A 21265-nucleotide genomic window follows, 5' to 3' on the forward strand; every position below is an offset into this window, starting at 1 on the left:
CTTAAATTGCCAAATTAAGATTTCTGATCACTTTATGGCTAAAGTAAGCTTCAACAACAAGAACAACTCGTTTTTTAATTCCCTGAAAGTAAACGTTGACAATTATTTCAAAGAGAATAACATTCCGAAAACCGGCAACGCAAGTTTATATATTAAGACGCTTGTGCTGATACCTTCTGCCGTACTGATATACCTTGCATTGGTTTTGTTTCCAACCCTACCAGTATTTGTATTGATTACCTTGTGCATATTGTTGGGCGCCATACTCGCAAGTATCGGATTCAATGTTATGCATGACGCCTGTCATGGTTGTTATTCTTCCAAAAAATGGGTGAATGACCTGCTTGGTTTGTCGTTGAACGGGCTTGGTGGAAACGCTTTTATCTGGAAATTCAAACACAATATCCTGCACCACACCTATACCAATGTGGATGGTATGGATGATGATATCGCTAAGAGTCCCCTGATGCGTCAATGCCGCACTCAAAAATGGGTACCGGCACACCGCTTTCAACATATTTATGTACTTGGCGTTTACGCCATTTCATCCTTTGCTTGGGTGTTTATGATGGACTTCAACAAGTATCTTAAACAGCGGGTTATTAATACCCCATTGCAGAAGATGAGCGTTGCTGATCATATTGTTTTCTGGGTGAGCAAATTACTCTATGCAATTTTTTATATTGCCATCCCAGTTTCGGTTTACGGGTGGGGTGCCTGGGCAATAGGATTTGCCACTATGCATGTTTTCCTGGGACTTACACTTGCCCTTGTTTTTCAATTAGCACATGTTGTTGAACATGCTGAATTTGAAATGGTATCGGGTGAACACACTCAAATTGAAAATGCCTGGGCCGAACACCAGGTCCGCTCCACTGCAAATTTTGCTCCTCGTAACCGTTTCATTAATTGGTATGTGGGGGGATTGAATTACCAGGTAGAGCATCATCTGTTTCCCCGCATCAGTCATGTTCATTATCAAGCCATAAGTCCGATAGTAGAGAAGACATGTAAGGAATATGGCCTTCCCTATAATAGTTATCCAACTATGACGGAATCCCTTATGAGCCATTTTAGGATGATGAAGGCCCTTGGTGAGAAACCGTGATTAGCGGGGTTTGTATTTTGCGCCATCCAGAATTTCACGCGAAGTTTTTTTCATCAACTCAGCAGGGCTGATGGCGGGATTTTTTTCGACATAATTTTCGACTATCTTTTTGCCGATCCATTGTCCCACATTGCCTGGTGCTGCAGGAGGGAAACCCTGAATTCCCGGAGCATCTCCAATATACATCTGGATAATGCCAGGTTCCATTGAATAAAGATGGTCGTTTTGTAAAATAAGGTTCCATACCACACCCTCATTGTCCATAACCCATTCAACCTGTTTGGCAGTAAACCCTGTTTTGATACTGTCTGCAGTTTCTGGAAGGAGTTTGTCCTGCAACCACCAGTATTTACCTTTCTCAACCATTTGCTCAACCAGTGGTAGTCCCTGGCTTTTGTCGGGGTACAAATCTTCTATAACTGCTTTAATAGTATTGGTAGCGATATATTGTTTTTCAAACCGACGCGATATATAAGCAGGAAATATTTCCTGACCCATAGTTGAAGTGTAGAAGGGAAAATCTTTGCCGGCATACAACTGCAGTCCGATAGCGATGGCATTCTGTGTTATTGCCACACCGGGTGCATCAAAAGGACCCAGATAGCTGATAAATTTCGGAACCGCATAATCAGGGAAATAATATTTTACATACCTGAAAGCGTTGTTTAGTTCATCTTCCGTTTCATCCATGTTTGTGAATTCATTTTGGATAGATTCATAAACACCGTGGTAGGATGTAAAGAAAAGTCTGTTTGCTACCGGCCATAACGCATTTGAATCGACCATGGGACCTGCTCCAAGGATATTTTGCGTGAAATCATTAATGAACAGCGGGTATTTGGATGCAAGCCCCTTCATGCCTGCCTCCAGGGAATTAGAATCAAGGGCAAAATAATCTTTATCGAATCTTTCTATTTTAGTGTTGACTTTGATGCCTGATACATCCGGGTTCCTGGAACCCGCGCCACCACAGGAATACAGGAATAATGTGAATATGAAAATTATGCTGCTGTATTTCATGCGCAAGAAACGTTTGATAAGTAGTTTTGTTGTGTAAATTTAATAGATGAGAATCGCACTGGCACAACAGAATTATCATATCGGAAATTTCTCCGCTAATACAGAGAAGATCATTAATGCAATCAAAAAGGCTGAGCAGGAGGGAGCTGACCTTGTTGTATTTTCGGAACTCAGTATCTGTGGATATCCGCCCCGCGACTTCCTTGAGTTCGAAGACTTTATCAATAAATGTCATTCTGCCATAGAAGATATAAAGCCTCACACAAATAATATTGGAGTGATCATTGGTTCACCCGCCATCAATCCGGTTCGGGAGGGAAAGGATCTCTTTAATGCGGCATGGCTCATTCATGAAACCGAGGTTAAGGGCGTGGCACATAAAACCTGCCTTCCAACCTATGATGTGTTTGATGAGTACCGCTATTTTGAACCTGGTTATGAATGGAATGTTATCCCATTTAAAGGCAGGCGAATAGCCTTGACCATTTGTGAAGATATATGGGCATTGAGTGAAAATCCATTATACCGGATTTCTCCCATGGACCAGCTAATGCCTCAGCATCCCGACCTGATGATCAATATATCAGCATCCCCATTTGATTATGATCATGATGAAGACAGAAAGGAAGTAGTGAGGGCAAATGTTCTCAAATACAAGATGCCGATGGTTTATTGTAATTGTGTGGGATCGCAAACAGAGATAGTCTTTGACGGCGGCAGCCTTGTTTACGATTCATCCGGAGAACTGATCAGGGAGATGAAATATTTTGAAGAAGATTTTGCTGTGATTGACATATCAAAGTCAGCACCCCGGGCTGAAGGCACCGAAAAATCAATGAGAAAGCTGGATAAGGAGATGCGTGTTTCAAAGGTTAATGATTTTACGAGGATCATTGATTATCTCTGTGATGAAAATAATATCAGGCAAATCCATACAGCGCTGGTGCTGGGCATCCGCGATTACTTCAATAAGATGGGTTTCAGCAAAGCGATACTTGGAAGCAGTGGGGGCATTGACAGTGCCGTAACTCTTGCGCTTGCCTGTGAGGCCCTTGGTGCAGAAAATGTAAGAGCAATTCTGATGCCTTCTCAATTCTCTACAGGTCATTCAGTAGACGATGCTGTAAAACTGAGTAAGAACCTCAATAATCCATATGATATCATCCCCATAGCTCCTGTATTCGAGGCATTTATTGAATCGCTTAAACCAGTTTTTAACGATTTGCCTTTCAGTGTTGCAGAAGAAAATATTCAAAGCAGAACAAGGGGTAACCTCGTGATGGCAATTTCAAATAAGTTTGGATATATATTGCTTAATACTTCCAACAAGAGCGAACTGGCAACAGGTTATGGAACGCTTTATGGAGATATGGCAGGTGGACTCAGCGTGTTGGGAGATGTGTATAAAATGCAGGTATTTGCTCTTGCAAAGTACATCAATCGTGAGCGGGAGGTCATCCCAAATAATATACTTGTAAAGCCTCCTTCAGCAGAGTTGAGACCCGGGCAGGTGGATAGCGATAGTCTTCCCCCATATGAAATATTAGATAAAGTATTGTATCAGTATATAGAAAGGAGAAATGGTCCGCAGGAGCTTATTGCAATGGGTATTGATGAAGCCCTCGTGAACCGGGTTTTAAAGATGGTCAATACCAATGAGTATAAGCGCAACCAGTTTTGTCCCATTATTCGGGTGAGTTCAAAAGCATTTGGAGTAGGAAGACGAATGCCCATTGTAGGCAAGTATTTAAGTTAGTCGGCAAAAAATTTAGCCCCCGCATAGAAATGCAGGGGCTTGTTTATGAAATCAGCAGATAAAAAAAGATATAGCGTTGCTATTATATTAATGCGTTAGTGTAACGTATAGTCTCACTGCAAATCCTGAATCAGGATCTGTAGTATCCAGGAATATTTCCATCTTTGAACTACTCAGACTTTTGATATTGGTATCGCCGGATAACACAGAACCAGGGTATGTGATGCTAAGTATTTTTTCATTGTCTTTGAATGACCAGCTAAAGGCTGATGTTTGCGGGTCATCCGGGTCGCATTTGGCAGCACCTTCATTTGCTTCGCCATGACCATCTGTATGAAAGCTGTAAGTATTGTCTTTTTCGCAGGCTTCCAGTGTATAGGGCAGGTCAATAGTGCCATTCTTATCTAAATCAATCCCTACACTGGCGATTTTCCAGGCGCTTACCGTTAGTAGTTCGGTCCTTGATTTGGAGGGACCATCGTCGTTCTTGCTGCAGGAGAGCAGGGCAAAGGACACAAGGCAAGCCAATAAAAGCAACGGGTTCCGTATGCTTTTGATCATAAGGGTGGATTTTGATACTAATAACATAAATTCAGAGGTTTTATTGTGATTAAAGATAAATATTACCACTGGCATCTGTTTTGCACATCTTGGCAGAGGAATTGCTTATTTAGAGTTCGTATTTTGCATAAATAAATTTCAGCTATGTTGCCTACTTCGGAAGACATCCGTCAATTAAATGAGAAAATCCAATACCAGGCAGTATTTATTGATCGCCTTCGAGATGAAGTGGGCAGGGTCATTGTTGGTCAGCAGCACATGTTAGACCGCCTGTTAATTGGCCTCCTTAGCAATGGACACGTTCTGCTGGAAGGTGTACCCGGACTTGCTAAGACCCTAACCATTAAATCACTGGCACAGGCAGTGCATGCGCATTTCAGCAGGATCCAGTTCACCCCTGATCTTCTGCCCGCCGATGTGATCGGTACGATGATCTATCACCAACAGAGGAATGAATTTGTTGTGAGGAAGGGTCCGATCTTCGCCAATTTCATCCTGGCTGATGAAATCAACCGGGCCCCTGCAAAAGTGCAGAGTGCGCTTCTGGAGGCAATGCAGGAAAGACAGGTAACCATCGGCGATAGTACCTATCCACTTGAGGAGCCCTTCCTGGTGCTTGCTACTCAGAACCCCTTAGAGCAGGAAGGAACATATCCATTACCTGAAGCACAGGTGGATCGATTCATAATGAAAGTAATCGTTGGTTATCCTACCAAGGCAGAGGAGCAAATGATTATCCGCCAGAATGTGCAGGGTTTGAAAACTCCCAAAGTTCAACAGGTAGTTACCGTCAGCGAACTTCTTGAGGCAAGAGAATTGACCCGCAAGATATATATGGACGAAAAGATCGAGCAATATATCCTGGATATCGTTTTTGCAACAAGACAGCCAGATGAGTATGGACTTGCCAAGTTAAAGCCACTGATATCATATGGCGGGTCGCCGCGTGCCAGTATTAATCTCGCACTTGCATCAAAAGCCTATGCATATTTGTCGAAGCGTGCTTTTGTGATTCCTGATGATGTGAAGGCGATCTCGAAAGATGTATTGCGTCACCGAATTGGACTTACCTATGAAGCTGAAGCCGAAAATGTAGATGTAGAACAGATAATCGAAGATATATTGGGAGCTATACAGGTGCCATAGGAGGTAAGAGGTAAGAGGTAAGAATTATGTTGACTACTACAGAAATATTAAAGAAAGTAAAGGAGCTTGAGATCAAAAGCAAGCGACTGACGCGTCACCTTTTTACGGGCGAGTACCATAGTGCGTTTAAGGGTAGGGGTATGTCGTTCAAAGAAGTGAGGGAATATCATGCCGGTGATGATGTACGCTTTATAGACTGGAATGTGTCTGCACGATTCAATACTACATTCAGTAAGCTCTTTGAAGAAGAACGCGAGCTCACCATGATGTTACTGGTGGATATTAGCGCCAGCTCCTTATTTGGAACAGTTCATGCAAGAAAAAAGGACCTGGTAACTGAGATTGGTGCCATACTTGCATTTTCTGCAATTAGTAATAATGACAAGGCAGGAGCTGTTCTATTTAGTGATGGCATCGAAAAATATATCCCTCCAAAAAAAGGTCGTGATCATGGGCTCTTCATTGTGCGTGAATTACTGACACTGGAAGGCAAGAAGAAGGGAACTGATATTGCTTCAGCCCTTCGTTATTTCAACAACACAACCCGGCAGAAGTCGATCCTCTTTGTATTGAGTGATTTTTTAGACCCGGGATTTTCAGATGCCTTAAGAGTTGCCGGAAAGAAGCATGATGTAATTGGAATCAAAGTATATGATCCCATGGATGTTCAACTCCCTGAAGTTGGGCTATTGGATGTTGAAGATGCGGAGACCGGCAAACTTGTGCGTATTGACAGTAATGATTATTTAGTAAGAAAATCCTACCAGGAAGAATTCTTCCGTCATACCGAATGGTGCAAGCAGGTATTCCTGCGTGCGGGATGTGATCTGCTTCATATATCTACTAAGGAAGATTATGTGAAAGTGCTGCAGAAATTCTTTATAGGAAGAAGTTAGAACAAGATGTTTAAAAAAGCTATTGCAACAATTGGATTCCTGTTAGTAGTGGTTGCCTGTATACCCTTACAGGCGCAGGATATTCGCGTGAAGGCATCTGTAAATAAGGATAGGATACTCATAGGTGAACATATAGTGCTGCAATTAGAAGCCGAGGTTCCTGCGGGTTCTGAGTTGAAATGGTTCCGGACCGATTCCATTCCATCGTTTGAATATGTTGACCGTGCACCTGTTGATACAACAACCGGTGTATCTGGTAATCTCTACCGCCAGATGCTTATTATTACTTCCTTCGATTCCGGCAGCCTGGTAATCCCTAGAATGTCCCTAACGGTTAACAATAGTCGCTACCTCACCGATTCGATCAGTATCGAAGTTGGCTATACTCCTGTAGAAGCTAACCAACCCTATCATGACATCAAGGATATAATAGATGTACCCGAGGTAGAGCCCATGTACATTAATTATATAATTGCCGTAGCTACCATACTGGCAATAGCGGCCCTGATCTGGTATTTGCGGCGCCGTAGAAATTCAAAGCAGGGTGATACAGCTCCATCTGTTACGATCTCGCCCTTTGAAAAGGCCATGGCAGCGCTTTCAGCAATGAGGGGTTCTGATCCCCTTGATGCCCCTGGTTTAAAAAATTATTATATCCGGATTAACGACATACTTCGTGATTATTTCCGTGAACGCAACCTTGTAAATTCTCCGGATAGTTCTAATGAAAAGCTTGTTGTTGCAGTTAAACAGCGGTTGGATGTAGAGACTGTTTATCGTCTTGCGCAATCGCTAAGGCTGGCTGATGCGGTTAAGTTTGCAAAATATCTTCCTGATGTTCAGGAGACGCATAAAGTGTATGATGATATACATTCAACCATCAGGATAGTGGAAGAGTCTTTCCTGCAGGAAGAGGCCTTAAAAAGACAGGAAGCCATTCGTCAGGAACAATTAAAACAAAATAAAAATTAGGATACTTGATAACAAGGTATTTCGATAGTATCAATTTTGCCTGGCCATGGATGTTATGGTTGCTCCTGCTATTGCCCTTACTTGTATTATGGTACTGGAAAAAGCAGGCCAATCGCCGTGCGGCAATGGTGGTATCTTCTACTAGTGTATTGGAAAAATCACGTAGCGGATGGAAAAGAAAATTTTACCATCTCCCTTTTATTCTGAGACTACTGACACTGGCCTGCATTATTCTCGCACTGGCGAGGCCACAAACGCGGTTTGATGAAGAACAGGTAAGCGGTGAAGGAGTGGATATCATTCTTTGTATTGATGTAAGCGGAAGTATGCTGGCCCAGGATTTTTCGCCAAATCGCCTCGAAGCTGCCAAGCAGGTTGCTGCGGAGTTTGTTGACTCACGTAAAACCGACAGGGTGGGAGTGGTTATATTTTCTGGTGAAAGTTTTACTATTTGTCCAATTACTACAGATAAGGCAGTGCTTAAAAGCCAGATATATGGTATCCAAAGTGGACTACTTGAAGATGGTACAGCCATTGGGTCGGGACTGGCTACAAGTTCAGACAGGTTACGAACCAGCAAGGCAAAGAGCAAGGTGGTGATCCTGCTTACTGATGGAGAGAACAATGGCGGACAAATACCTCCCGTAACTGCTAAAGAGATCGCCAAAAGACTTGGTATCAGGGTCTATACAATTGGAGTTGGAACCGACGGGTATGCACCCATACCTGTTCAGGCCGACGATGGCAGCGTACAGATGCAAAGGGAGAAAGTAAATATTGATGAAAAGCTGCTTACACAGATCGCTAATGAAACGGGAGGGCGCTATTTCAGGGCGCAGGACAATGAAAGTCTTGAAAATATCTATGAGGAAATTGACCAGCTTGAAAAATCTACGATAGAAGTTAGCGCTATGCGACGCTATACAGAGAAGTTTTTGCCATTGGCACTGGCGGCCATTGTTTTCCTGTTTCTGGAGTGGTTGCTCCGCCTTACCATCCTGCGTAAGTTTCCTTAAGTGGATTGAAGTACATTCGCAGAGAATTTTTATCATGAAGGCTAGAGTGTATAAGAGTACGGGATCCTGGTATATCCTCAAAGATGAGGCCGGCAATCAATATAATGGCCGTATCAAGGGTATTCTTAAGATCGATGGCATCACTTCCACCAATCCTATTGCAGTGGGCGACTGGGTAGATGTTGAGCATGAAAATGAAGGGGAGAAGACTGTCACTATTACGGCTATACATGACCGTGTAAACTATATTGCCCGGGTTTCACCCCATCGGAAAGTGCAGCATCATATCATTTCTTCCAATCTCGACCAGGCATTACTATTTGCCACTTTACGCGAACCCAGAACATCCCAGGGTTTTATCGATCGTTTCCTGATCACCGCTGAGGCCTATCATATCCCGGCTATCATCGTATTCAATAAAGCGGATATTTACCGCGATAAAGAAATGGAAAAGTATGCAGAACTCGAGGAAGTGTATACTGCCATTGGCTACAAGACGCTTCTTATAAGTGTGAAAGATGGCATAGGTACAGAAGACCTGCGAGATTTGCTTCATAATAAAACAACCCTTATCAGCGGACATTCCGGTGTGGGTAAATCAACTTTTATAAATGCAGTGTTTCCTGATATGGCACTCCGCACCCAGGAGGTGAGTGGCTGGAGTGGTAAAGGTCTTCATACTACCACATTCGCAGAAATGTTTGACATACCGGGAGGAGGTAGCATAATCGATACTCCCGGTATACGCGAACTGGGACTGGTTGGGATTGCCCGCCAGGAACTCTCTCACTATTTCCCTGAAATGCGAAAGCTTATAAATGATTGCCAGTTCAACAATTGCCTGCATATGAATGAGCCTGGCTGTGCAGTGAAAGAAGCAGTTAATAAAGGCGAGATTAGCATTGATCGCTACGTTAGTTATTGCACCATTCTTGATAGCATTGATGATAAGAATTACTGATAAAAAAACCTGTACCATTTAAGGTACAGGTCTCTGTTGTATGAAATCCTTATAGTTTATTTTCTATTTTATTTTCCAATCCTGTATAGTTTTCCACCATCAGTAACTGCATAGAGTGCACCATCCTTTCCCTGTGTAACATCCCTGAATCTTTCTCCCACACCTGGCAAAATTCTTTCTTCACCAACTACTTTATTATTTTCAATCACAAGGCGGGCAATATGTGTACTGCTGAGGCCACCTATGAAAAGATTATTCTTCCACTCCGGAATCGCATCACCTGTGTAGAAGGTCATACCCCCTGGAGATAGAACAGGATCCCAATAATAAACAGGCTGTTCCATTCCTTCTTTTTGCTGGATCACATCACCGATGGAGCCACCAGAATATTCAATACCATAAGTTATAACTGGCCATCCATAATTTTTTCCTGGTTGGATAAGATTCAGTTCATCACCCCCCCTTGGTCCGAATTCGGCTTCCCAGAGATCACCGGTTACGGGATGGAAAGCAAGACTTTGAACATTGCGATGGCCATAGGAATAAATTTCCGGCCTTGCGTTGGCATTATCGAGGAAAGGATTACCGGGAGCTGGCTTACCATCAGGAGTAATACGGATGATTTTTCCCAATCCCGATTTGAGGTCCTGTGCCTGCGGCCTGGTTTCTTTGTCGCTTCTTTCTCCTGTGCTAAAAATGATATTTCCTGTTTTATCAAAAAGGATTCGCGATCCATAATGGAGGGTTCCTTTATATGCCGGCGCTGCACGATAAATTACGGTAGCATTCTCAATCGTTTTTTCATCATCTGACAACCGGCCCTTAGCCACTGATGTAAGTGAGCCTCCCTCAGTGTCTTCAGAAAAAGTCCAGAATATCGTTCTGTTTGTAGCAAATGATGGGTCAAGAACAAGTCCCAGTAATCCGCCTTGTCCCTTTGAGTTGACGGCGGGAAGGCCTGTAATAGCCGGACTGATTTCGCCAGCGGTAGTGGCAATCCGCATGGTGCCACTTTTTTCATTGATCAGTAATCTTCCATCGGGGAGGCTGATTACTGCCCAGGGACTTTTAAGTCCGCTTCCTATGACCTTGCCTTCATAGGCGGTTTTTGTTTTAACTCCCGCTATACGTGTTTGCCCGGCAAAGGCTGGTTTGTAATTGGTATTGGGGGATTTTGTTTCAACCGGTGCCAGAATAGTATCACCTCCTGTGGTAACTGTGGGCGTGGTGGTACCGGTTTGGGAACTACAGGCTGATGCTATCAGGGTTATACCCGTAGCAAGCATAAATGCTATCTTATTCATAATCACTATAATTGTTGACAATTGGTTACAGGTGTAAACTTAACAATTAATCAATATTGCTGTTCAGTAATTATGAATCAATGCAAAAGCAGTGCCCTGGCAGAGCCCGAATCAATATCAGGATATATATTTCTTAGCAGTGTTAACCCAGAGTTTTGACTCCAGGAAACTTGCCACCTCGGCAACTGCCTTGTTTTCTTTCGCTATCGCCTTTTGAGCCTGTTTTGGATAAAGGCAAATGCCAGTGTAAATATTGTAGTGGAGACTAAGTGGATGACCTTTATAGCTGAAGTCCCAGATCAGTGAATCGAAGTCATCAAGTTTGTTGATGAACCTGATTTTAAGTTCTTCTGCGAGCAGGTTGGCAACTTCGTAAAATCGTTTCAGTCCGCCATCTTCATCGATCACGGCTTCCGTGAAGCCGTCGTGAGTGTGGAGTACGGGGCACATATAGTAGGATTTAGGTAACGGTTTTAAGGGGGCGGCAATCCTCAGGCTTTAAACTTTTTAGCCTTTGGTACCTTCTCCCCACTCATCAAACGCTCGGCACCAACTGCTTTCCCATTGGCCGGACACCCGGTTTTGGGCTTGAAAACACTGCAGGATGCCATACCCAGCACCAAAACAGCTGAAAGAAGGAATAAACCTGAACGGACAGATCTCATATCACTTTTATTTAATAACGTTAGTAGATTGAAAATAGTATGCCAGAGTTGGTGCTGATTGTTAAACTCCTTCCAATCCTTCCACCTGGTTGCGGAACCATCCTGAATACCTTATATAGTTGTTGGCGATACGGTCAATTTCGCCATGTATCAGGTCCTGGGAGATATCCTTCACTTTTTTGGCTGGCACTCCGGCGTAAATGCTACCCGCATCACAAATGGTGCCCTCTAATACCACGGCACCTGCAGCTATAATAGTATTGCTATGAACAACCGCATTATCCATTACAATGGATCCCATTCCAACCAATACATTATCATGGATGGTGCAGCCATGAACAATAGCATTGTGTCCAATGGAAACATTATTGCCGATGATCGCTTTTGTTTTCTGAAATGTTGCATGGATCACTGCACCGTCCTGTACATTAACCTTATTGCCCATGCGAATGCTGTTGACATCCCCACGCACTACCGAGTTGAACCAGAAACTACATTGATCACCGGTTACAACATCGCCCACAATGGTTGCATTGGGTGCAATGAAACAGTCGGAACCAAATTTGGGATAAATCCCTTCTACATGTAATATTAAAGCCATAAGGGAGATTTAAGATTTAAGAGGTAAGAAGTAAGATTTATGATCTACAAATATCATGATCTTTGCTTAATAGAATTATTATGAATCAGCGCGAGGTATTCCTGAAGCATGTTGCACAAACATCTCCTGCACCCATGGCACTGGAGATAGTCAAAGCAAAGGGGGTGATATTGAAAGACAGGGCGGGAAAAAAATATATAGATCTTATATCAGGAATCAGTGTTTGTAATGTAGGGCATTGTCATCCAAAAGTGATTAAAGCCATTCGGAGGCAATCGGCCGATTATCTTCACCTGCTTGTTTATGGCGAATTTGTAGAATCGCCCCAGGTTCAATATGCTAAACTACTGGCAGATAATCTTCCACCTTCACTCAATAGTATTTATTTCACCAATTCAGGGGCAGAAGCTACTGAGGGCGCTATGAAACTTGCCAAAAGAGTTACCGGGCGTACCAATATCATTTCCTTTAAGAATTCCTATCATGGTTCCACACAGGGTGCCTTGAGCGTAATGGGCGATGAATACTGGCGCAATGCCTACCGTCCCTTATTACCGGGAATACAGCATCTGGTTTATAATGATGTTTCCGTGATAGACCAGATCAATGAACAAACTGCCTGCGTTATTATGGAATCCATCCAGGCAGAGGCTGGCATCAATGCTCCTTTGAATGCCTGGTTAACGGCAATCCGCAAACGCTGTTCTGAAACCGGTGCACTGCTTATCATGGATGAAATTCAAACCGGTTTCGGTCGCACAGGTATGTTGTGGGGATTCCAGCATTTCGATATTGTGCCTGATATAATATTACTGGGAAAAGCGCTTGGAGGCGGGATGCCTTTAGGTGCATTCGTGGCCGATAAAGCAATGATGGATATGTTTACGCTGAACCCCGTACTTGGGCATATCACCACATTCGGGGGGCATCCTGTTTGTTGTGCGGCGGGGATGGCAGCCATGAAGGTGTTGCTGGATAACAAACTGATAGAAAAGGTGTATGAAAAAGAGATATTGTTCCGTGAACTTCTGCATCATCGCCGGATAATAGAAGTAAGGTCTCGTGGACTCCTGATGGCCGTGGTATTTGACAGCTTCGAAACCAATAAAAGGGTAATCGATAAATGCCTCGACAAGGGTTTATTGAGCGACTGGTTCCTTTTTGCACCTGATTGCCTGCGTATAGCACCTCCGCTGACTATATCAAAAAAACAGATCGCAAAAGCATGCAGTATTATTCTCTCTGTTTTGGATGAGATGGAAAACTGATCATTCCACCTCCACGATCACCTCCACTTCAACCGCAATATTATTGGGTAGTGAATTCATGCCAACAGATGACCGGGCATGTTTCCCTTTTTCACCAAAAATGGTCACCATGAAATCTGAATAACCATTCATTACTTTCGGCTGGTCATAAAACTCTCCGGCAGAATTCACCATCCCCAAAACTTTCACGATGCGTTTCACTTTACTTAGGTCACCGAGATAATCTTTAAGCACCGCAATATGATTTATCGCTACAAGTTTTGCAGCATCATATCCTTGTTCTATACTTAGATCTTTGCCCAGTTTACCAGTGATCAAACTCTCATCATCTCTGGTAGGGCCTTTCCCTGCCAGGTATAGAAGCTTACCGGTCTGAACGATATTTACATAATTACCTGCTGGTTTTTTAGGCGCCTGTAAAGTAACACCTGCTTTTTTCAGATTTTCTTCCGGCGTTTGTGCTGATGCAATCAATGATGCGGGCAGCAGAATGAATAAGAGGATCCGTTTCATACCGAGTGTTTTTAAATGAGGCTGTTTTTCTATTTCAAACCGATGGCCATATATAATAAAGACGCTAATGCGGCACCAAGTACCGGGCCGGTAATGGGCACCCACGCATATCGCCAGTCGCTGCTTCCTTTAACTCCTATTGGTAATACTGCATGTGCTATACGCGGGCCAAGATCCCGCGCCGGATTAATGGCATAACCTGTTGTGCCACCCAGTGAAAGACCGATGGCGAGTACTACCAATGCCACGGGAAGTGCATCCAGCGCGCCCAGACTATTGGTGGGGGAGATGATAAGCAGTACCAGAAAAAGGAAGATTGTTGTAGCTATTGTTTCTGAGATCAGATTATTTAAGGGATGCCTTATTGCCGGGCCGGTGGAGAAGATCGCAAGTTTGGCACCCGTATCTTCAGTTATTTCAAAATGGTTACGGTAGGAGAGCCAAACCAGCACCGAGCCTGTAAATGCACCAGCAACCTGTGCGAGTACATAGAAAGGCAGATCATTCCAGCTGAATTTTCCGGTCATGGCAAGGCAGATAGAAACAGCAGGATTCAGGTGTGCTCCGCTATATTTCGATACGGCAAACACCGCCGCGAATACCGCCATGGCCCAACCGAAGGTTATCACGATCCATCCCCCATTCTGTCCTTTCGATTTATTTAAAAGCACGTTCGCAACAACACCATTTCCGAAAGCAATGAGGATAGCTGTGCCAATGAATTCTGCCAGGTAAGGATGCATCATATTAGTTTGAATTGGTTGGTACCGGGTTTGGTAAATAATGTGAAGCTGTTTGATTGAATTGATGGATCTGATCTTCTATCCATGCATTGGAATAACCATATTCAGAAGCCAGAATAGATGCCACCAAAGGCGCGGCCTCAATGGCTGCCTGCGCATCAAGCAAGAGGGCTCTTGTTCGCCTGCTGAGGGCATCTTCAACAGTCATGCACATTTCTTCTTGTGCCGCCCAGGCTATCTGCGCCTTCGTGTAAGGCAGATTTTCATGGATCTTTTCTGCCATCAGGGGCTGATCGTTTTCTATTGCTCGGATCTTCTCCAGATCAGTACCATAATAATAGGCAGCATCTGAATAATCTACCTTTTTGAGAGCCCCATGTATTGGGAGTAATTCCGTTTTGCATGGCCTGTCCGGGATCATCTTTGCCTCTATGGCAACCTTCAATGCATCTTCCGCCATTTTTCGGTAGGTGGTCCATTTGCCTCCTGTAATACTAATAAGTCCGCTTTCGCTGAGCTCAATATAATGGTCGCGCGATAATGCTGCAGTATTTTCAGCATCCCCTTTTACAAGTGGCCTTAGTCCTGAAAATACAGATCTCACATCACTTAGTTTTGGCTCATGCTCGAGGTAATTACCAATATTGTCGAGGATGAAATTGATCTCCTCTTCTTTGGGAATGGGCTCTGCAGAAGGGGAGGATACGGGTATATCAGTAGTACCGATGATGAGCTTATTATGCCAGGGTACTGCAAATAATACCCTGCCGTCAGAAGTCTCCGGAATCAGGATTGCAGTATCACCCGGTAAGAAATGTTTATCAACAACCAGGTGTGTTCCCTGGCTTAAGGAAAGGACTGCTGATTTGGAAGCATCATCCGACTTTCGAAGTATATCTGTAAAAACGCCGGTCGCATTTATGACAGTGCCTGCCATCAGCGTATATTCATCACCGTTCAGCTGATCCGTAATTCTAATGCCTTCAATCTTTCCATCTTTTTTTATCAGCTGCCCGGCCTTCATATAGTTGATCACAACGGCATTTTGTTCAACGGCCGTTTGCGCCATATTGATGGCAAGGCGGGCATCATCAAACTGTCCATCATGGTATAGCACACCACCTCTTAATCCTTCCTGGTCAAGTGTTGGTGCATGTTGCAATGCTTCCTCGCGTGATAATATCACGGATGGACCAAGCCCCAGCTTACCTGCCATCCAATCATATATTTTTAAGCCCAGTCCATAGAAAGGACCTTCCCACCATTTGTAATTGGGAATAAGAAATGACTGGTCCTTTACAAGGTGGGGAGCATTCTTATGAAGTAGCCCCCTTTCTTTAAGCGCTTCCAGTACCAGTTTTACATTGCCCTGCTGGAGATACCTGACGCCGCCATGCACCAGTTTGGTTGATCTTGATGATGTGCCTTTCGCAAAATCATACTGCTCTACGAGAATTGTCTTATATCCTCTTGAAGCTGCATCAATGGCTATGCCCAATCCTGTTGCACCGCCACCAATTATGCATATATCCCATTGGGATATTGCTTTCATTTCACTGATCATTTTCGCACGAAGCATGGAGAGAAATGTTTTTGTTTTATCGGATTCCTGTACCATCATCGGCCCATGCTATACTGGCACGAATGGCACGTTTCCATTGATTGATTCCCCCTTCCATTTCAGCAGCACTATGTTCAGGAATAAATGTTTTATCGGCTTTCCATTGCTGCTGTATATCGGCTACGCTTTCCCAGTAGCCTACCCCGAGGCCGGCGAGATAGGCTGCTCCCAGCGCCGTTGTTTCATATACCTCCGGACGTACTACCGGAACCTGCAGGAGATCACATTGGAATTGCATAAGCAGGTTATTTATTGTGGCTCCACCATCAACGCGAAGTTCGCGGATAGGTAGCCCTGCATCTGACTCCATCGCCTTAAGCACGTCCATGGTCTGGTAGGCAATGCTTTCCAGGCATGCCCTTGCTATATGAGCTTTGCCTGTGCCTCTTGTAAGACCGAATACAGTACCACGTGCATGCTGGTTCCAGTGTGGTGCGCCCAGTCCGGCAAAAGCCGGAACAATATAAACTCCATCAGTATCTTTTACCCTTCCCGCAAGTTCTTCTATATCAGCGGAGGACCTGATCAGATGCAGTCCATCTCTTAGCCATTGTACCACGGCACCTCCAATAAATATGCTTCCTTCCACTGCATACTCAACCCTGTTATTGATTTTCCATGCAACAGTTGTAAGAAGATTATTGGTCGACCTTACAATTTTTTCCCCCGTATGCATTAGCATGAAGCATCCTGTGCCGTAAGTATTCTTAACCATTCCGGGTTGAGTGCACTGCTGTCCGAACAGGGCAGCCTGCTGGTCGCCGGCGATTCCTGCTAATGGGATATTGGCGTTTTTAACAACGGCCTCACTTACCGCATATATCCTGCTGCTCTGTATAATTTCAGGTAAGACCGATGCGGGTATATCAAAAAGTTTTAACAGTTCATCATCCCATTCACAGGTATTGATGTTCATGAGCATTGTTCTGGATGCATTTGAAACATCGGTGACGTGTACCTTGCCATTGGTAAGTTTCCAGGAAAGCCAGCTGTCTATTGTGCCAAACGCGAGCTCTCCTTTAACGGCTTTTTCCCTTGCTCCGCTGATATTATCGAGTATCCATTTGAGTTTTGTAGCCGAAAAGTAAGCGTCCAGAACAAGCCCTGTTTTTTCCTGAATCATCGGTTCAAGTCCGTCTGCTTTTAACTGGTCACAGTAAGCAGCGGTTCTGCGGTCTTGCCAAACTATCGCATTATATAATGGTCTTGATGTTGCTCGATCCCAAACTACCGTTGTCTCCCTTTGATTGGTTATGCCAAGAGCAGCAATATCACTTGTGGTGAGGGATGCTTTTGCAATGATCTCCGCCAGTACAGAAAACTGTGATGCCCAGATTTCTTCTGCATCATGCTCAACCCATCCCGGCTGTGGGTATAGCTGCGTAAATTCTTTCTGTGCTACCTGGCAGATCATTCCATTCTTGTCAAAAAGAATGGCCCTTGAACTGGTAGTTCCCTGGTCGAGCGAGATGATAAACTTCTCCGGCATGCAAATGTGTTTTGGCAGAATAAGATAAGCAAAAAACACATGAGAATATCAGAATGCGAGCCTGAAACTGCCGAAGATGCCAAAGCGGCTAACCGACTCAACAGGAAGTGGCCTTGGTAATACTCTCCATACAAAGTCGAGCCTGAATACCTTGAAGATATTATCTACACCTGTTCCTAACTCCATGTAAACTTTACCATCAAGATCCTTGAACTGGTTATAAGTATTGTTGAAGTTGAGCGCTTTATTGGCATCGCTGATGCCTCCCGTAATAGCTTTCGCACTCCAGAATTGCCTGAACTTCAATTTCCGTGTGAGGGGTATATACCGGAATATCCCGTTGCCAAAATTATGCTCCACATTAAATCCCGCATACCGATCACTGATATATTCAAACCTCGCCATCAGGTTGAAAGCATATTTGTTGTAATAGTAGATCTCGTTGCCGGGCATAACATTCAATAACATATAGGGCAGGGTGCCATTGGTCTTGCCTGCAAATACGTTATAGTACAGACTTCCATAGGGAGCTATCTTCATATAATCTGAAACACTTGCATAGAGCCTGTCATAGCTGTAATTGCTATTGAAAACATTAGGTAATCCCCTGGCATATTGTAATTCAAGAATAGGGAAGGCGCTTCCTAAACTGTAGCGGTTGAAATTTGTTTCAAAGAACTGCTCATTGTAGGCAAACCTTAGTCGTAAGCCCATTTCAAAATTATGAAGTGCCTGGCCCTTGCCACCATTATTGATGAATAATGATTTTGGCGGGAGATTCTGCAGTGGGTCAAAATTTTTCTGTGTAGCAGTTATGGTTGCCGAAATGCCAGGTGTCCACTCCTTGAAGTATTCCAGCTTGGCTTCCTGGATCTGCATGAACTTGATAGGAATTCCCTGCTTCCGGATCGCCAGTGCAAAGATGTTGTCGGTGCTGATCTCATCATAATAAACCTGGCCGTTATCAAGATCCTTGGTATAACTGGCATGGATATATGAACGCGGCGATCTGCTGAAAAGATATTTTCCTTCCAGCTTATATTTGAATTGCTGGTCGCCGAATCCATATGCCAGATAGCCATGCAGGAACAGGTCCTTATTGAACTTTGGATTTGTTCCCAGGTCAAAGCGCATCCTGAATCCTTCCCATGCATTGGCAGTAGCCCAGTTAAACCACGGACCTATCTCATAATTCCCAACATTCTTATAACCAGTGGCGAGGAAGTTGATAGTACTCACATATCTTTTAAAGAGTGGCATCTTCTGCAGGGTATCTATCATGGCATAAATTGCCTTCTCATTTTTACTGAGTTCTTCATGCCGCGAGCCTGCCCAGAAACTATCTGCTTTCTGTTGCGCACCAGGTAGGAAATGCACCTCACTCTGTACCTTATTACGGGCTATCGTATCCCTTATATATTGCTCATTTACCACAATGTCTTTATAGGTTGCGGTTTTCCGGCCTATGACACCAAATCTTGTTTTTCCGATAGGGGCTATATCTGCAACGAATTTATCCTTCACCAGAAACCAGGTACTGTCATTGATCATTTTAAACTCCTGGATCAGGCTGAGCTTATCAATGAAATTAATATTGGCATCGCGACGAAGATGCAGGGTCATCTTCTGTATTGCCCAGGTTGGATCATGCACCCAGCAATCGCCTTCAAAAGTATTCTCCCCTTTACGCTTTGGACTAAATACCATATGTATCAGTCGTTGCCCGGCAACATATTGTGTATCGAGTACTTTGTAATTGTAATATGCGTCGCCATTGTCGCTGATCGGACTAACAAATTCCTTATCAAATACGGGGATGAAATTATTATAGAAGTTGATGACCTGGTCTGTACCACCCAGGAACTTGCTCACACTTTCATTATTAACGCCCTTGGTATTTACCGCCTTTATCCATTCACGTGTACGACGAGGTGATTTCTGGTAGTAGTATTCTGATAAGGTTTCAGTAAGATAAACGGGCAGAAAGGGTTGACCCTCAGAAGTATCAATATTATCAAGAATGAAACCGAATGGACGCAGCGGACCAAAGTCCTTCATCTTGTCTTTGTTGATGCGGTTTATATCCAGCTCCAGTTTGTTATATAATTCGTAGGCAAAAGAATTGAAACGATAGCGGTCATTCATTGGTTTTCGCTTCACGATCCTCTTCCACATAAGGTATCCACGGTCGATCTTTCTCTTCACCACCACCTCACTTGTAAACTTACCCCTTTCCATATTCACGATAAGTTCAATGGAATTTTCATCTCCCTTTGAGAGGGCGTGGGCGATCTCCGGACTTATACCGATCCGCACATCCTGGTATCCTACATATGTAATTTCAAGGCTATCGACAGGCCATTCATCAAATCGAAAAATAAAACTGCCGGCAGAGTCAGTCAACCGCCCCTGTTGAGACCGGATGAATTTCAATGAGGCGAAAGGGATGCGTTCATCGCTCAATTTATCCTTTACATATCCCCGAATGGTTTTGGTTTGCGCATTGGCGAATAAGGTTATCAGCAAAGTAAGCAGCACCCCAAATACACGGCGGCTTTTGGGACTAAAATTCATAGAAATGCAAAAATAATACAAGTTGGATAACGTCAATATTACTTTAACAGTTGTGTTAATGGGGAATATTTTGAGATGTGAAATAGTTTCTATTACTTTGATTTTCAAAGTGCTTTTATGACCAGTACTCACAGTGGCATTGAAACCCTAGAGGATATACGCAAAATAATGGAGAGGAGCAGCCGCTTCATCAGCCTCAGCGGCTGGAGTGGAATTGCTGCCGGCCTCTGCGCTATAATTGGCGCCTGGCTTGGATATGAGGCAATGGGCGACTACCATTCAAATGGAAATAGTGAAGTTGCCCAATGTGTTGAATGCCTTCGCAATAATCTTATCTGGATAGCTGCCGGCGTTTTTGCTGCCGCTGTTTTTGCAGCATTTATTTTTACCTATATCCGTAGTAAGCGGGATGGTGTTGCCATTTGGGGCAACTCCGCCAGGAAACTTCTTTGGAGCACATTGGTTCCCATGGCAGTGGGTGGGGCATTTATCCTGCGATTGATACAACTGGAAGAGTATCAACTTGTGGCTTCTGCATCCCTTATATTCTATGGTCTCGGCTTGCTTAATGGAAGTAAATATACCCTTGGAGAGATCCGTTTCCTGGGCTATGCACAATTATTGACAGGCATCATCAGCCTCTGGTTTACGGAGTATGCAATCATCTTCTGGGCAATCGGATTTGGACTGTTACACATCATTTATGGTATCGCAATGTGGTGGAAATACGAAAGGAATAAGTAAGGATAATGAAGAATCCCATTGAGCATCTGAATAAAATATTTGACAGCCGTATAAGGCTGGGTATCATGAGTGCACTCATGGTTAATGATTCCGTGAATTTCAACGAGCTGAAAGAACTGATCGAAGTGACCGATGGTAACCTTGCCACCCATCTCAAAACCCTGGAAGAGAACGCCTATATTAAAGTGCAGAAAGGATTTATAGGTAGGAAGACCAATACCATGTATAGTATAACAAAAGCAGGCGAAAAGGCTTTTAAACTTCACCTTGACGCCCTTGAGAAAATGATCAGATCTATTGGTTGATT

General features: G+C 43.8%; 21 protein-coding genes. 10 read left to right on the forward strand and 11 right to left on the reverse strand.

What is annotated here, in order from left to right; translation table 11 throughout:
* Positions 1–34 precede the first annotated feature (34 nt).
* Positions 35–1108, forward strand: coding sequence for a fatty acid desaturase family protein (locus V6M43_RS00205; protein ID WP_332732039.1), 1074 nt, complete (start codon positions 35–37; stop codon positions 1106–1108).
* On the opposite strand, the gene gldB is transcribed toward V6M43_RS00205, so the two are convergent.
* A complete protein-coding gene (gene gldB, locus V6M43_RS00210) occupies positions 1109–2128 on the reverse strand; it encodes a gliding motility lipoprotein GldB (protein WP_332732040.1) in 1020 nt (339 codons plus the stop codon).
* Positions 2129–2174: 46 nt separating this feature from the next.
* Between gldB and V6M43_RS00215 the strand changes: the two genes are divergently transcribed.
* The gene (locus V6M43_RS00215) at positions 2175–3884 is read left to right on the forward strand and encodes an NAD+ synthase (protein ID WP_332732041.1); all 1710 of its coding nucleotides are present in this window, start codon (positions 2175–2177) and stop codon (positions 3882–3884) included.
* Positions 3885–3971: 87 nt separating this feature from the next.
* On the opposite strand, the gene V6M43_RS00220 is transcribed toward V6M43_RS00215, so the two are convergent.
* Entirely contained in the window at positions 3972–4445 is a 474-nt protein-coding gene (locus V6M43_RS00220) for a lipocalin family protein (protein WP_332732042.1), read from the reverse strand.
* 144 nt (positions 4446–4589) lie between these two features.
* Between V6M43_RS00220 and V6M43_RS00225 the strand changes: the two genes are divergently transcribed.
* From V6M43_RS00225 to rsgA, 5 genes are read left to right on the forward strand one after another with little or no spacing between them, the layout of a single operon-like run.
* Positions 4590–5591 carry an AAA family ATPase gene (locus V6M43_RS00225; RefSeq protein WP_332732043.1) on the forward strand — a complete coding sequence of 334 codons (1002 nt, stop codon included), beginning with the start codon at positions 4590–4592 and terminating at the stop codon, positions 5589–5591.
* 26 nt (positions 5592–5617) lie between these two features.
* Positions 5618–6487 (forward strand): DUF58 domain-containing protein, encoded by an 870-nt coding sequence (locus tag V6M43_RS00230; RefSeq protein ID WP_039135180.1) that lies wholly within the window; start codon positions 5618–5620, stop codon positions 6485–6487.
* A 6-nt stretch (positions 6488–6493) separates the two neighbouring features.
* The gene (locus V6M43_RS00235) at positions 6494–7459 is read left to right on the forward strand and encodes a hypothetical protein (protein WP_332732044.1); all 966 of its coding nucleotides are present in this window, start codon (positions 6494–6496) and stop codon (positions 7457–7459) included.
* 5 nt (positions 7460–7464) lie between these two features.
* Positions 7465–8475: a vWA domain-containing protein gene (locus V6M43_RS00240; RefSeq protein ID WP_332732045.1), complete on the forward strand. Its 1011-nt coding sequence runs from the start codon at positions 7465–7467 to the stop codon at positions 8473–8475.
* A gap of 34 nt (positions 8476–8509) precedes the next feature.
* Positions 8510–9436 carry a ribosome small subunit-dependent GTPase A gene (rsgA, locus tag V6M43_RS00245; protein ID WP_332732046.1) on the forward strand — a complete coding sequence of 309 codons (927 nt, stop codon included), beginning with the start codon at positions 8510–8512 and terminating at the stop codon, positions 9434–9436.
* A gap of 68 nt (positions 9437–9504) precedes the next feature.
* Here rsgA and V6M43_RS00250 read toward each other — a convergent pair whose 3' ends face one another.
* From V6M43_RS00250 to V6M43_RS00265, 4 genes are all read right to left on the reverse strand, one after another.
* Complete coding sequence (locus tag V6M43_RS00250; protein WP_332732047.1) at positions 9505–10740, reverse strand: PQQ-dependent sugar dehydrogenase; 1236 nt, start codon at positions 10738–10740, stop codon at positions 9505–9507.
* Between the two features lie 117 nt (positions 10741–10857).
* Complete coding sequence (locus V6M43_RS00255; protein ID WP_332732048.1) at positions 10858–11190, reverse strand: DUF3630 family protein; 333 nt, start codon at positions 11188–11190, stop codon at positions 10858–10860.
* A gap of 41 nt (positions 11191–11231) precedes the next feature.
* Positions 11232–11405 carry a hypothetical protein gene (locus V6M43_RS00260; protein ID WP_332732049.1) on the reverse strand — a complete coding sequence of 58 codons (174 nt, stop codon included), beginning with the start codon at positions 11403–11405 and terminating at the stop codon, positions 11232–11234.
* Between the two features lie 61 nt (positions 11406–11466).
* Positions 11467–12006: a gamma carbonic anhydrase family protein gene (locus tag V6M43_RS00265; protein WP_332732050.1), complete on the reverse strand. Its 540-nt coding sequence runs from the start codon at positions 12004–12006 to the stop codon at positions 11467–11469.
* 80 nt (positions 12007–12086) lie between these two features.
* Between V6M43_RS00265 and V6M43_RS00270 the strand changes: the two genes are divergently transcribed.
* Positions 12087–13274, forward strand: coding sequence for an aspartate aminotransferase family protein (locus V6M43_RS00270; RefSeq protein ID WP_332732051.1), 1188 nt, complete (start codon positions 12087–12089; stop codon positions 13272–13274).
* Here V6M43_RS00270 and V6M43_RS00275 read toward each other — a convergent pair whose 3' ends face one another.
* Genes V6M43_RS00275 through V6M43_RS00295 form a run of 5 tightly spaced genes read right to left on the reverse strand, consistent with a single transcriptional unit; the run spans position 13275 to position 20214 of the window.
* Positions 13275–13787, reverse strand: a complete 513-nt coding sequence (locus V6M43_RS00275) for a RidA family protein (protein ID WP_332732052.1) — start codon at positions 13785–13787, stop codon at positions 13275–13277.
* Between the two features lie 29 nt (positions 13788–13816).
* Positions 13817–14533, reverse strand: coding sequence for an MIP/aquaporin family protein (locus tag V6M43_RS00280; RefSeq protein ID WP_332732053.1), 717 nt, complete (start codon positions 14531–14533; stop codon positions 13817–13819).
* Between the two features lies 1 nt (position 14534).
* Positions 14535–16151, reverse strand: coding sequence for a glycerol-3-phosphate dehydrogenase/oxidase (locus tag V6M43_RS00285; RefSeq protein ID WP_332732054.1), 1617 nt, complete (start codon positions 16149–16151; stop codon positions 14535–14537).
* Positions 16129–17640, reverse strand: a complete 1512-nt coding sequence (gene glpK, locus V6M43_RS00290) for a glycerol kinase GlpK (RefSeq protein ID WP_332732055.1) — start codon at positions 17638–17640, stop codon at positions 16129–16131. The genes V6M43_RS00285 and glpK overlap by 23 nt, the downstream gene beginning before the upstream one ends.
* 48 nt (positions 17641–17688) lie before the next feature.
* A complete protein-coding gene (locus tag V6M43_RS00295) occupies positions 17689–20214 on the reverse strand; it encodes a DUF5686 family protein (RefSeq protein ID WP_332732056.1) in 2526 nt (841 codons plus the stop codon).
* Between the two features lie 117 nt (positions 20215–20331).
* Here V6M43_RS00295 and V6M43_RS00300 point away from each other — a divergent pair, with 117 nt between their 5' ends.
* Both V6M43_RS00300 and V6M43_RS00305 read left to right on the forward strand, forming a co-directional pair.
* Positions 20332–20958, forward strand: coding sequence for a hypothetical protein (locus V6M43_RS00300; protein WP_332732057.1), 627 nt, complete (start codon positions 20332–20334; stop codon positions 20956–20958).
* A gap of 5 nt (positions 20959–20963) precedes the next feature.
* The gene (locus V6M43_RS00305; protein WP_332732058.1) at positions 20964–21263 is read left to right on the forward strand and encodes a winged helix-turn-helix domain-containing protein; all 300 of its coding nucleotides are present in this window, start codon (positions 20964–20966) and stop codon (positions 21261–21263) included.
* Positions 21264–21265 lie beyond the last annotated feature (2 nt).

Source organism: Flavihumibacter sp. (assembly GCF_036676075.1).
In the GTDB taxonomy this organism is placed as follows: Bacteria; Bacteroidota; Bacteroidia; order Chitinophagales; family Chitinophagaceae; genus Flavihumibacter.